Origin of the sequence: Prochlorococcus marinus CUG1415 (assembly GCF_017696015.1) — a bacterium.
In the GTDB taxonomy this organism is placed as follows: Bacteria; Cyanobacteriota; Cyanobacteriia; order PCC-6307; family Cyanobiaceae; genus Prochlorococcus_A; species Prochlorococcus_A marinus_AE.
Genome location: NZ_JAAORL010000002.1, coordinates 176676 through 189992, shown reverse-complemented (window position 1 = coordinate 189992; position 13317 = coordinate 176676). Strand labels below are relative to the sequence as shown.

The 13317-nt window shown below is 25.0% G+C and carries 9 protein-coding genes; 1 reads left to right on the top strand and 8 read right to left on the bottom strand.

Features of this window, described 5'->3' with window-relative positions:
* Positions 1-127: 127 nt before the first annotated feature.
* From HA143_RS07125 to HA143_RS07110, 4 genes are all read right to left on the bottom strand, one after another.
* Positions 128-1978, bottom strand: coding sequence for an asparagine synthetase B family protein (locus HA143_RS07125; RefSeq protein ID WP_209085119.1), 1851 nt, complete (start codon positions 1976-1978; stop codon positions 128-130).
* Between the two features lie 71 nt (positions 1979-2049).
* The gene (asnB, locus tag HA143_RS07120) at positions 2050-3783 is read right to left on the bottom strand and encodes an asparagine synthase (glutamine-hydrolyzing) (RefSeq protein WP_209085117.1); all 1734 of its coding nucleotides are present in this window, start codon (positions 3781-3783) and stop codon (positions 2050-2052) included.
* Complete coding sequence (locus HA143_RS07115; RefSeq protein ID WP_209085116.1) at positions 3762-4475, bottom strand: cytidylyltransferase domain-containing protein; 714 nt, start codon at positions 4473-4475, stop codon at positions 3762-3764. The genes asnB (HA143_RS07120) and HA143_RS07115 overlap by 22 nt, the downstream gene beginning before the upstream one ends.
* Positions 4476-4488: 13 nt before the next feature.
* Entirely contained in the window at positions 4489-5640 is a 1152-nt protein-coding gene (locus tag HA143_RS07110; RefSeq protein WP_209085114.1) for a polysaccharide biosynthesis/export family protein, read from the bottom strand.
* Between the two features lie 385 nt (positions 5641-6025).
* Between HA143_RS07110 and HA143_RS07105 the strand changes: the two genes are divergently transcribed.
* On the top strand, positions 6026-7726 hold the full coding sequence (locus HA143_RS07105; RefSeq protein ID WP_209085111.1) for a Wzz/FepE/Etk N-terminal domain-containing protein: 1701 nt from the start codon (positions 6026-6028) through the stop codon (positions 7724-7726).
* Positions 7727-7737: 11 nt separating this feature from the next.
* On the opposite strand, the gene HA143_RS07100 is transcribed toward HA143_RS07105, so the two are convergent.
* The 4 genes from HA143_RS07100 to asnB (HA143_RS07085) are packed head-to-tail and all read right to left on the bottom strand — an operon-like array spanning position 7738 to position 13264.
* Complete coding sequence (locus tag HA143_RS07100; RefSeq protein WP_209085110.1) at positions 7738-8604, bottom strand: NAD-dependent epimerase/dehydratase family protein; 867 nt, start codon at positions 8602-8604, stop codon at positions 7738-7740.
* Positions 8605-8614: 10 nt separating this feature from the next.
* Positions 8615-9721 (bottom strand): glycosyltransferase family 4 protein, encoded by a 1107-nt coding sequence (locus tag HA143_RS07095; protein ID WP_209085107.1) that lies wholly within the window; start codon positions 9719-9721, stop codon positions 8615-8617.
* Entirely contained in the window at positions 9718-11436 is a 1719-nt protein-coding gene (gene asnB / locus HA143_RS07090) for an asparagine synthase (glutamine-hydrolyzing) (protein WP_209085105.1), read from the bottom strand. The genes HA143_RS07095 and asnB (HA143_RS07090) overlap by 4 nt, the downstream gene beginning before the upstream one ends.
* 1 nt (position 11437) lies before the next feature.
* On the bottom strand, positions 11438-13264 hold the full coding sequence (gene asnB / locus HA143_RS07085; RefSeq protein WP_209085103.1) for an asparagine synthase (glutamine-hydrolyzing): 1827 nt from the start codon (positions 13262-13264) through the stop codon (positions 11438-11440).
* Positions 13265-13317: the final 53 nt, after the last annotated feature.

Here is a 13317-nt window from a genome sequence, read left to right as displayed (position 1 = left end):
TTAAAGTTTAAAATATAACATTCATAATACCAAAGGATTATCAATTTCTTACTTATTTCTGAAGGAATATTTATAAAGAAGTATTTAAAAAATTTTTGGGAAATTACTAGGATTATATAAATAAAAATTATTTTGAAAAAAACTTATTATAAAAAACTAAATAAGTATATATCCTAAACCATATTGAAGAAGATTCTTCTTCTCTTTTAGCTTTAGATAATAAAAATGAATCTAAGATTTTTTTATTTTCTAATAACGGATTTTCTGAATTAAGTAATTCTTCAAACTCTTTGGCTAAATGATCATACATTATTTTCGAAGTTGAACAAGGCCTTTGCTTCTTGACCTTATTTTCAAGGATACTTTTTGGAGTTAAATAAGAAACCTCTCTTAAAATATTTTTATTATATCCATTCTTAAAGTGCTCTTTATAAGAAAATTCTAATACTTTTTCCAGCAAACTTATATCTAAAAATGGGACCCTAAGCTCTATACCGTATTTCATTGAAATAATATCTAAAATATATAATGATGATGGGACATCAGATCTTTTAATGTAATTTAATAAATGTGATTTATAAAAAGTTTCGGGATTTATATTTTTCATACATTCTTTACTCTTAATACCTGGATAATATCTTTCCATGGGGACCCTTAATTTGCTTTTAAAAAAGTATTCATAGTTTTGATCTTCATAGTCCGTTTCCTTTAAAAGATTATTTTTGAATAATAAATAATTTTTATTTATATTTTCTATTGGTAAATTTAAAAATTCTGAAAATTTTGATTTTATTTCCTCAAATTCATTTAATTTATTTTCTATTTCAAGGCAAAATAAATATGGGTAAACTAACCTCTTATAGCCAGAATAAATTTCGTCAGCACCTTCGCCAACTAAAAGAACTTTATAGTTATATTTACGTGATATTTTGTTAAAAAGTTGATCTTGAAAAATCCAACTTGCAGAGGCAAAAGGAGAAGATAAGTTGTCTACCATATTATTTATATTCTTGGAAAGATTTTCTAATTCACAATTTATTGTATTTATTTTTAAATTTTTTACTCTATATAAATCCGAGTCATTTTTTATTTCTGATTCAAAAATATTTGATTTGATAGTAAAAGCATCACATTCTTGTTCTTGAACATTAGCTATTGCGGTAGAAACATAAGTAGAATCTATCCCTCCAGATATTGTCGAACAAACTGGAGAATCCGAAATTATATGTTCTTTTATAATATTTTTTAAAAATTTACTATGGTGTTTTGATTTGAATTTAAAATTTGATTTTAAATCCAAATTAATTAGATTTTTATTTAGTTTTACACTACTGTAATTTAAATTTTCTAAGTTTATTGTAAAAATAGTTCCAGGTTCAATTTGTTTAATATGCTCAAAAAAAGTATCTTTTTGATCAAAACTTACTCCCATTTTTAAATATCTTATGGCTTGATATTCATCTATTGATTTTTTAAAAGGTAAATTGATTAAAGGTTTTTGTTCAGAGCAAATAAAGAAAAAATTTTCATATTTGCTTCCAATTGTTTTTTCTGAAGAAACAAAAAATAAAGGCTTTATTCCTAAGTGATCCCTTATTAAGTGTATAAGTTTAGTCTTTTTATCATAAATACAGATACTAAACATCCCCCTAAGTTCATTTAATCCATTGATACCTTTTTTTTCTAATATTTTTAATACATAAAGTGTATCTGAATTCTTAAATTCTTTTTCTGTATTATAAATTTCCCCATTAAAACAAAGTATATACCTACAATTTTTTGATTCTATAGGTTGTCTGCTCTTCGTTGAGAAATCTCTAATAGCTAATCTATAGAAAAAAGAAACAAAAATAGAATCTCTATAGTAAAAAAAATCATCAGGACCTCTATGTTCAATATGTTTTGATAATAGAGAGATTTCATTAAATTTATTTTCATCTATTTCCTTAGTTGATATAGCAGTAAGAAAACCACACATGGCTGCTTAAATTTAATTTAAACTTTATAAGTTACTTAAGGTTTATTATAACTCTTTTTTAAAGATTAATATTAATCGATGAATTGCTGACACCACCATTCGTATGAAAGTAATCTCCATAAATAATATGAATTTTTTAAATTTTTTTCATTAAGCCTATTTATATGGGTTTTAAATTTATAGGGATCCACAATATTTCTTGAAAAGAATCTATCACTTAAAAGTGTATTCCTTAATAAATTATTCATTTCTTTTAATAATAAATTCGTTTGATTAGTTTGGATGTATCTTTTTTTAGAAAAAGAAAACTTTTCCCCAAAATGTTTTTTAAGGATATTTCTTATTATTAATTTACCCATACCTTTAGTATCACTTATTAAATAATCAGTTGGTAAAGTATTTGAAAAATCAAGTAATCTATGATCTAAAAAAGGGACCCTTAATTCACAAGAATGCTGCATAGATACACAATCATTAAATCTAAGTACTCGGGGAATTTTTAAATAAAACAAATCAATAAAAGCTGCCTTCCTCTTTTCACTAATTCCCGAAGGCAAATTTGATATTATGTTTTTAATGGTCAGTGAATTAGGCGAGTTAATAAGATCTTTATTATAGAAATCGTAATTTTGATATATTTCTCCGGACAAAGATTTGTTAAAAGTTTTCGAATTTTTTCTTAGATATTTATCATATCCTAGGAATATTTCATCTATCCCGTTCCCATCTAGATGGACTTTATATCCAGCAGCTTTAGACGTTTGATATAAAATTGAATATGCAACTGTAAACATTCCTGTGAAAGGTTGTCCTTGATGTCTTATTACATCTTTAGCATGTTCTAAAAATGATAAATAATCATATTCTATAAATTCTCTATTAAAATTTATTGACTGTAATTTATAGTATTCGTCTAATTCTTCTAATCCATATTTCATAGAATATGCATATGGATTTTGATTTGTTAATTCTGATAAAAATGACAATAAGGTAGAATCTATTCCTTCAGATAAATTAATAGCTAAAGGTACATCAGAAATATAATTTTGCTCCAGTATTTCTTTAAGAATAATTTCTAAATTTTCAGTTGCATCATCAAAACTTAATTTGGAAGCTGGGCAAGAAAATCCTGGCTCATACCATTTATTTATATTTATTTTTTGGCTATTTAGTTCTAATTTAATATATGATCCACTTCTTAATTGGTGTATGTTATTAAAGAATGTATTTGAAGAATGATCTATATTTCCATCTAATATGAAATCTTTTACAACTGGTTTAAAAATTTCGACCTTATCTAAAAAAGGTAAAAGTGAATTTATTTCACTAGATGCTAAAAACCTATTTTTTGAATTAATATAGTAAAGAGGTTTTATCCCAAATCTATCTCTAAAAATATAACTTTCATTTTTATTACAATCAATAAAAATTCCTGCAAACATTCCTTCTAATTCATTAATTATATTTTTAAATCCATACTTTGTGAATAGTTTGAAAACTAAATCAGAGTCAGAACCATAATCTTCATCGTTATAATTATATTTATTCGCTAGAATTTTATAATTAATAATCTCTCCATTTATTGCAAAATATTTTTTATCATTTTTACTGAAAAATGGTTGATTTGATTTATTTGATAAATCAATAATACTTAATCTAGTATGACCTAAAGCAAATTTTTCTGTAAAAAAAATATCATTATTATCTGGTCCCCTATGATCTAAAAGCTTAATGGATCTTTTGAATTTACTTTTTTCAGGAGAATTAAGGTTTTGACTTGAGTTTAAAAATAATATTCCGCACATAATTCTTTAGCTTCAATCCAATCTTCTATTGAGTCAACATTAACATGTTTAAACTCATCCAGAAAAATAGGGATTGATTTATCACTAACTAATTTTCCTCCTTGCAAAACGTGATCTGTTTTGACTATATAAAAACGTCCATCTCTTATGCATCTTTTAGGTAAATCTTGTCTTCTTGTAATTATAGAGGAATTTTCTAAAGTTAAGAGACCCTTATTATCCAATGAAAATTGCCATTCTGAATTATACTCTTTTGGTACAGAAGTAACACTAATAAGCGAATTAGGTTGTTTAAATTTTTTTATTAATGATAAAATCTTTTTATACATTATTTTTTTTCTAAGAGGTGAAGTTGGCTGTAGGTACCAAAGATAATCATAGTTTTCTAGTTTTAAATCGCCACTAAGTTGGCATTGTTTTAATAATTCATCAGCAGTTTGTAAATCAAAATTTTTTGTAGCTGGTCTTATTCTGCTATTAAGTGCTCCACGTTTTAGAGCATATTCCAAAGTGATTGGACAATCTGTTGATACAAATATATTAGAAAATCCATTTGTTGAAACTGCCCATTCTAAACTTAAGTAAAGTAATGGCTTGCCATCAATAAGCCTCATATTCTTACCTGGTACCCCCTTTGAACCTCCCCTAGCTGGAATAAATGCTAGATGCTTTAAACTTTTTTCTTTGATCATTGTAATTTTGGGTTTACCAACTATCTAAAACATTTTTAGTTGCATTTATCCCTATAAATGGTTCAGTTATTTCCTTGATAATTTCAGAAGCAATATTAAATCCACCTTTGCCAACATAAATTATATCTCCATTTTTTAAATAAGGATTTTTATAAGAACCTGGAATGCTTCCATTCCTAGCATTAAATTTTCTTTGATCAATTCCGCCGCCTTGCATTAATCTAGAGAATTGAATTTTCCCCTTCAAAAATGAACCTCCAGCTAATTTTAATGCATCATTTAATGTGGAATTATTTGGGGCAGCTATTAAACCAGAATTTTTTACTCTGCCACTTACAAAAACTCTAATATATTTTGGATTTATATTAGTATTGATAGCCTTCATTAATTCAATTGAGGCCTTATTTTTAGATTTAGGTATATAAATCGTATCTCCATCGTAAAGAGGAATATTTACTGCTTGGTTTCCATCTCTAAGCATCTCAAGAAAATTAATAATAGCTATTTTTTTACCTTTTCCATTACTTATGGTGTCGATCCTAGTGATTTGAATTTTTGTTATGTCAGAGTAAAGACTTATCCCCCCAGCTTGTTGAATAGCATCAAATAATGTGGGTGATAAGTAAGTTGATGTTTCTGATAAACTTGAATTAATTTTATAAGGATTTTTAAAATTTGGATCATTATTTATATTCCCAAACTCGTTAATAGTTGGTTTAACTAATCCATTAAAACCACTTAACATATAAATTCCAGGACTCTCTACCTCTCCATTAACAAATACCTTAATTGGTCTATATTTTTTTACTAATATTTCTACATTTGGATCAATAAGAAAGTCTGCATATTTTTTGTTTAATAGGCTTGTAAGTTCTGAGATAGATAATCCGGAAATATAAATTCTATTAATTCTCTCTAAAAAAATCGTGCCATTTATATCTATCGAAACTAATTTATTTAATTCAGGAGCTTCTTTGGAGAACTTAATCTCAATGACATCTCCAGTTCCTAAAATGTAGTCTTCATTTGATTTTGTTTTGAGATATTCTATTGTAGGAAAATTTTCTGAAAATTCTTCTTGAGAAGCATAAGCATTTAAAGATAAGTTTCCTACAAAAAAAATATATGTAGGTACTAAAGTTATTAAAAATTGTATAAATTTCATATTACAAAAACTCTTATAAATAATTATACATAATAATTTACTTTAAAAATTATATTTTAAGGATTAAAATTTATCTTTTATCTTTAGTAAACTCGAGGCATTTCTAATCAAACTTTGATATTTAACAAGGATTTCTTGGGGTCTTTTTGCAGCTGCAAAGATTGTTTGATTTTTAATTTTGAGAGCTCCAAAATAGCGTGGAACTTCTAATCTTAGATTATTAATTACTCTTTGGATTGTAATCTAAAGACTAATATTAAATTAAGGCCAATTTATCAGCAATTTATAGTAATAAACTTAAAGTATAAATTAATTTACTTATTAAAATATTGACTTTTATTGAACTATAAATATGTTAATTTGAAGATTAAAATATAAATCATTTATGCTTAAACAATCTCTTCCTAGTGATAATGATAATGAGCTAGATGTACTGCAAAGCTATTTCAAGTTTTTATCAAGGAATAGATACTTATTATTAAAAATATTAGCATTTTCTGCTTTTTTAAGCACGATTTATTCTTTTTTAGCTCAAAAGATATGGCAAGGTGAATTTCAGATCTTATTGAGAGATACTAGTTCATCGACTGTCTCGAAACTTTTAGAAGTAGATCCCACAATATTGAATCTTTTAGGAGCGAATGAAGATAAGAAACTTAATACTGAAGTTCAAATACTTAAAAGTCCATCTGTTTTATTTGAAAATTTTAATTTTGTAAAAGAAAGCAAGATTTCAAAGGGGCAACAATTAGAAAGATGGAGATATGCTGATTGGCTTAAAAGTAGTGTGAAAGTGGAATTAATTAAAGGAACTAGTGTTTTGAATTTAGTTTATCGAGATTCAGACAAAGATTTAATCTTACCAGTTTTGCAAAAGATTAGCAATTCTTATCAAAAATATTCAGGTAAAGATAGAATTAATGATTTAAATAATGGAGTTATATATCTAAAAGATCAAATTAAAAAGTATAAATTTATTAGCGAGGATTCTCTAAGTAAAGCTGAAAATTTTGCTATTAATAATGATCTTTTAAGTCCATCGAGTATTGGCAAAAACATAGATTTTGCTGGTCAAAATAGTTTGAACCTAGGGGAAGAGAATCTTGATTCTCCTTTTAAACCAACTGAATTTGGAGCCTCTCGTGTAAGTGCTGCATCATCTATTAGAAGATATGATGAAATTATAGAAAAACTTCAATTATTAGAAAATGATAATGATTTCTATGCGTTTGTCAAAATAGTATATCCCCTTAAAAAAAATGATTTTAATTATATTGATTCAGAGTTAGAAAGTTTGAGAAACGTTTATAAAGAAAATGATTTTCAAATTACTAGATTGAAAAAAATAAAGTCTAATTTGATTAAAAATCTAAGAATAGAAGTTCCACGCTATTTTGGAGCTCTCAAAATTAAAAATCAAACAATCGTTGCAGCTGCAAAAAGACCCCAAGAAATCCTTGTTAAATATCAAAGTCTGATCAGAAATGCTAATAGAGATGTTAAGGTTTATGAAACCTTACAAAGTCAGTTAAGAGTTTTAGAGTTAGAGAAGCAGAAAATAAAGGAGCCATGGAATTTAATTACAGAACCTACTTTATTTCCTAATCCTGTAGAACCAATTAAAAAAAGAATTGTTTTTTTAGGTAGTTTTTTAGGTTTATTAATTGGATTATTAATTTCTTATTTAAAGGAAAAGAAAGGAAGTATAATTTTCGATCAAAGTGAATTAAATGAACTTTTACCAATATCTAATATAATAAATTTATCCGATCTAATAAAAAACAATGAAGAGACAAGTATTCAATTTTTAGTAAATAATTTATATGAAAAACATGAAAATGAAAAAATTTCTTTTTTATTTTTGGGCGATTTGGATAATCAAAAATTGAGTAGTTTTTCAGAAAGGTTAAATAATAAAATAAATAAAGACATTATTTCCAGTCCTAATATATTAGATTCTAAAAAACAATTAAATGATTTAATCATAATAACTAGTTTGGGATTAATTAAAAAAAATGATATCGAATTATTGCTATTGAAAATAAATCTACAAGGTATTAATATTAACTCCTGTATTTTAATTTAAACTATCAAATTCTATATTTGAGAATTCCAATCTAAAAGGTCTTTTGCTTTTGATGAATCTATCAATAAATTTAATGAAAATTTATTGATAATATTTTTTTTACCAATTAAATAAAAAAAAATGAAAATTAATTCTTTTGGTATTAAAAAACTTTTTAGTTTAAGATTCTCAATTTTTGCAACCTCTTGGAAAGTCTCTAATATTGTCAAGGGTTTTGATCCTGAAGCAACAAAAATTTGATTATTAGCTTTTTTATTAATTAAACATCTATGGATTAAATTGCATAAGTCATTAACGTAAATAATATTTCTTTTATTATTAAATCCATTAATTGGTAAAGGTATTCTAAATTTAATTAATTTTTTTATAGATGCTATATTCCCAGGCGCATTTTTACCTATGACTAAAGAAGGTCTCAAAACAGTATATTTGGTTTTACTATTTTCTAAATTTTTAATTATATTTTTTTCTGCATTCATCTTTGAAATTGTATATAAGTTATAAGGTTGGTATTCTGTATTCTCATTAACTAATTTATTTTTTGATCCTTCTCCATGAACTCCTATAGTACTGATATATACAAATTTTTTAACATTACTATATTTACAAATATTAGCTAAAAAAACTGGATATTTCGTATTGATATTTTTGATTTTATTTGGTGTTTTTAATAAATCACGATCTTTATTATGGGCTAATCCTGCTAAATGAATAACATAATTTGGATTGAATTCTTTAAATATTTTCTCAATTGCTTTTTTGGAATTTTCTTTATTAAAGTCAATTGAAAGACTATAAATTTCATATTTATAAAATTTTAAATATTTAATGAGATTTTTCCCAATAAAACCATTCCCACCAGTAATAATAATTTTCATATTATGATTTTTAACTTTCTATTTTTTTATAAATTTTTAAAGTTTTATTGTACATTTTCTGAAATGTAAATTTTGATTCGAAAATCTTGAAACTTCTTGTACCAAACTTTTTTATTAAAGAGAATTCATCCATAAATTTATCAATATAATTTTTTAATATATAAACTTCTTTTGGATTAATTAAAAATCCGTTATAAGAGTTAATTACACTCTCTGAACATCCTCCTACATCAGTAGCAATAATAGGCATTGATGATCTCATTGCTTCAAGAATACTCCTTGGAAAACCTTCCCATAATGAACAGAGTATAAATACATCACATTTGTTTAAATATTTTTCTACATTATTTTTTGAACCTAGAAATTTAACTTTATTTTTTAAACCTTTTTTGACTACTAATTGTTCAATGAATTTACGATTTGGACCGTCACCAATTAAAAAGAGTTCCCAATTTTTTTTATCGGTTAGGCTAAAACTCTCTATAAGTGTTTTATGGTCTTTTTGATATTCAAATCTCGCTACAGATATGAATCTAATCGTTTTATGAGGTTTAAAATTTTTTACTTTATATTTCCCAAGAGGCATCCCGTTATATATATTTACTAATTTTTTTTCCTTAACAACTTTTTTTTCTAAAGCCAATTTATAATCTGAATTACAAACTGTGATCACTTTCGAAACTCTGTTGCAAAGAATCTTTTCTATTTGAAGGGATATAAATCTTTTATAGAATGGTATTCCATCATTAAAAGACCATCCATGTGCTGTAAATATTGTGGGAACTTTTCTTATGAAAAAAGTGGAGACTTTTAATATTAAGCCTGCTTTAAAGGAATGAGAGGATATTATATTTGGTCTTAATCTTTTGACTGTTTGTATAAAAAATATTATTGCTTTCAAATCATTTAAGATATTAAAGTTTCTCTTAATATTTTTGCAAATAATCACATTTATACCCGAGTTTTTTAATTGTTCAAGATAACACCCATTTGAATCTCCAATAATTACATAAGGAATATGCTTGTCTTTTTTTAAAGAAATACAAATATCTTTAATATGAATTTGTGCCCCTCCAATCGTATCTGACCTAGTAATTAAAAAAACTATTTTTTTCATACTAAATAAGCTAAAGATGCGATTCTAAGAATAATGTCATATCTTCCTTCGTTCTTATAATAATCTAGTAGAAATTTGCAATCGAATTTTGAATTAACAATTTCAAATGCTTCATTTGAATAATCTCTAAACCATTCTTTGTAATAATCAATTGAAAAACCAGTCTTTTTTTTGATTTTTATATCTGGATATATTTTTTTGAACTTTTCTTTAAGTATTATTTTATTATTCACTAAATTTATTTTATGCTTTAAAGGAAGATTTATAGCAAATGATGCTAAATCTAAATCTAGATATGGCATTCTTAGTTCTACACCATTTGCCATCATCAGTCGATCTGCTCTTGATAAAAGTGGCTGTAAATAATCATTCAAGTCACTTAGCATTAATGATTGAACTTTAGCTTCATTAAAAGGTAAAAATTCATTAAAGATAGATAAGCAATTCATATAATTATTTAGCTTTTTTGAAAAATTATTTGATATTGAATTTGAATTAAAGGGAATATTGAATTTAGAAAAATCTAAAAATTTAGAAATTTTATTATTTAATTTGTTATTAAATAAAGGTAACTTTGATAATAAATATGCTGATTTATAAAAATAATAACCACCAAATAATTCATCTGCTCCTTCTCCTCCAATTAATACTTTGATACCATTTTCCTTTGCCATTTTTGCAAGAAGATAGATACCAACTCCATTACTATGAACTAGTGGGTATTCCCATGATTGAATTGTTTTTTTTAAAAATTTAAAAAACTTATCTTTGTCAATATAATCATGACTTAATTTTACAGATAGTTTTTTAGCGATATTTTGCGCATCTTTTAATTCAGAATTATCTACGCTATCTAAATGAAGGAATGAATTAAAGTTATTTTTTTTTCCATAATATGAAATTATTGAAGAATCAATTCCTCCAGATAAAATTATTCCACTTTTTACTTCTTCACATTTTCTTTTATGAATAGCATTATTAATTAATTCTGATAACTCTTCTTTTATTTCTTCTTTTGAAGAATTTGATCTCATTTCATAATCCTTGCAAGAAATTAGATCAGTTTGTTTGAAATAATTTTGAATTTTTATTGATCTGTTAATTAATGAATAAGTACCAAAACTTCCTGGTCTTAATTCAAAAATATCTTTATATATTCCATCATAGATATGCCTAGATACTACAATATCTTGCAATAAATTATCCTTAATTATTTTAGGGATATTAAGTGAAAATAGAGTTGATGTAAGAGAGGCAGTGTAGAAATATTCATTATTTGTATAGTAGTAAATTGGTTTTTTACCAAAAAAGTCTCTCACAATATGTAAACATTTTTTATATGGATCATATAAAGTAAAGGCAAACATTCCTTCAAGTAATTTAAAAGAGTCCGTGCCCAATAACTTATATAGTCTAATAATTAACTCAACCTCAGTTAAGTTTTTGTTTTTGCAAGAAAGATAATTTGTTAAATATTCTGTATTCCAAAGTTCTCCATTATAAACGATCACAAAGTTTGTATTTTTTTCTTTATAGGGTTGTTGAGCATTTACTTTATTTAAATCTCTAATACTTAATCGAGTATGCCCAAAATAAATATTATCCTGGATAATAATATTCTTTTCATTTGGACCCCTTTCTCTAAGAGAATTTAAGCCTTTATCTAATAACTTGTTTGATAAATTAAAATTATTAGAACAAAAAAAACCACACATTTTATTTATCTAAGTTTGTTTGCCATTGAATGAATGTAAATAATGCCCACATTCCATAAAGATTAGAATTATCTTTTTTTATTTTTATGTCATGCCATATTTTAAGTATCAAATTATGATTGAGGAAATTAAATTTTGAAATTACATCGTAGTTAAAATAATTATTGAAATAATTTTGAATAGAAGGATCATTAAATATCATTTCTAAAGGTACCGTTAAACCATACTTTGGCAAAGACATGTATTGATAAAAAATATCTTTGCCAAGATAATATTCTATTAAAGGAAGAAAAATATCCTTCTTTTTTAATTTTGGGTAATTTTTTCTAATAGTATATGAAAGATTAATTAAATTTTTTGATATAAATGGTAGTCTAGATTCTACGCTATATTGCATAGTGCAACTATCGGATTTTCTTAAAATAATCTCTGGTAAATATAGATCTTGATCCATTAAACATGGATCATCTTTATAAAAATCACTTTTGCTTGTTTTTTGTTCTTTATCTTCTATCAAAGGATTTTTATCGTACCATTGATAAAACATATTTAGATAACTTTGACCTGCAGACATAGAATTAATACTATTAAAATACCTTGATAATTTGCTTTTGGGTTTAAAAAATTTAAAGATAGGAATAAAATTTTTAAATTTTGCGTTTCTTAAAAATTCTATAATTTGAAATCTCTGATATCTTATGTAACCATTAAATAATTCATCAGCTCCATCTCCAGACAAACAAACTGGTGTCTTACTAGATGCAAATTCTGATAGTACTAATAATGGTATTTCCGAAGGATCTATCGCTGGACTAGTTAAGGCATAAGGTAATGATTTTATTGCATTTAAAGCTTTTTCTGGAGTGAAAATTATTTTATGGCTACTTATTCCAAGTTTATCAGATATGACTTGTGCTCTTTTAAAATGTGATTCTTTATTATTTTCAAAATCAATAGTGTAACTCTCAATTTTATTTGAATAAAACTTTCTAGCTGCTGCAGCAACTAATGAAGAGTCTAGTCCACCTGAAAGAAATATACCCAATGGTACGTCAGATCTAAGTTTTTCTATTATTGATGATTCAAAAAATTTCCTGAATAATAATGTAATTTGATCAGAATTTTCTTTTATTAAAGCCTTATTATTTGCTTTATTAAAATGTTTTTTAATTAAATTTTCATTCCTATTATTATCAGCTGCTAATTCTCCTTTATCTAAAGATAATATTTTTTTTATAGGTGTATTTTTATTTTGATCGTATCCATATTTTAGGATATTTATTATATTTTTTTTATTTAAAGAAAAATTACATTCTAGTTTATACAATATTTTTACTATGGTTCTTACTTTACTGGCAACGATAAAAAATTCTTTATCTTTAAAATAAAAAAGAGGTTTTTCACCAAAAGGATCCCTTGCAATAGTAATCTTTTTTGTTGATTTTTCATACAAAATAATTGCAAAAGGTCCATCAAATTTTGAAAAAAGATAGCTAATATTTTTTTTATTAATATTATGTTTTAAATAAAGTGTGTCGGATTTGAATTCTAAATTATTTTTTTTAGATAGTTCAGGATAATTATAAATTTCCCCATTAAAACTTCCAATATAATCTTTATTCTCAAATGGTTGATTTGAATTCTCACTTATATCTAAAATTGATAATCTTTGGTGACAAATCATTGTCATATTATCTTCACTTATCCAGAAACTACTATTATTGGGACCCCTATTAAACTGCTCGGAAGAAATTATATTTTCGCATTCACTTAGCAATTCAGTTGATGGTTTTTGTTTATAAAATTTTACTAGTCCAATACCACACATATTATTTCACTTACAGCTTTTAATTAATTTTACTTTATTAGATAATTTTGTAA

Excerpts from the sequence above, each read along its gene's own strand:
- asnB (WP_209085117.1), bottom strand. The coding sequence starts at position 3,783 with ATGTGCGGAATATTATTTTTAAACTCAAGTCAAAACCTTAATTCTCCT.
- HA143_RS07105 (WP_209085111.1), top strand. The coding sequence starts at position 6,026 with ATGCTTAAACAATCTCTTCCTAGTGATAATGATAATGAGCTAGATGTA.
- asnB (WP_209085105.1), bottom strand. The coding sequence starts at position 11,436 with ATGTGTGGTTTTTTTTGTTCTAATAATTTTAATTTATCAAACAAGTTA.
- HA143_RS07125 (WP_209085119.1), bottom strand. The coding sequence starts at position 1,978 with ATGTGTGGTTTTCTTACTGCTATATCAACTAAGGAAATAGATGAAAAT.
- HA143_RS07115 (WP_209085116.1), bottom strand. The coding sequence starts at position 4,475 with ATGATCAAAGAAAAAAGTTTAAAGCATCTAGCATTTATTCCAGCTAGG.
- HA143_RS07110 (WP_209085114.1), bottom strand. The coding sequence starts at position 5,640 with ATGAAATTTATACAATTTTTAATAACTTTAGTACCTACATATATTTTT.
- asnB (WP_209085103.1), bottom strand. The coding sequence starts at position 13,264 with ATGTGTGGTATTGGACTAGTAAAATTTTATAAACAAAAACCATCAACT.
- HA143_RS07095 (WP_209085107.1), bottom strand. The coding sequence starts at position 9,721 with ATGAAAAAAATAGTTTTTTTAATTACTAGGTCAGATACGATTGGAGGG.
- HA143_RS07100 (WP_209085110.1), bottom strand. The coding sequence starts at position 8,604 with ATGAAAATTATTATTACTGGTGGGAATGGTTTTATTGGGAAAAATCTC.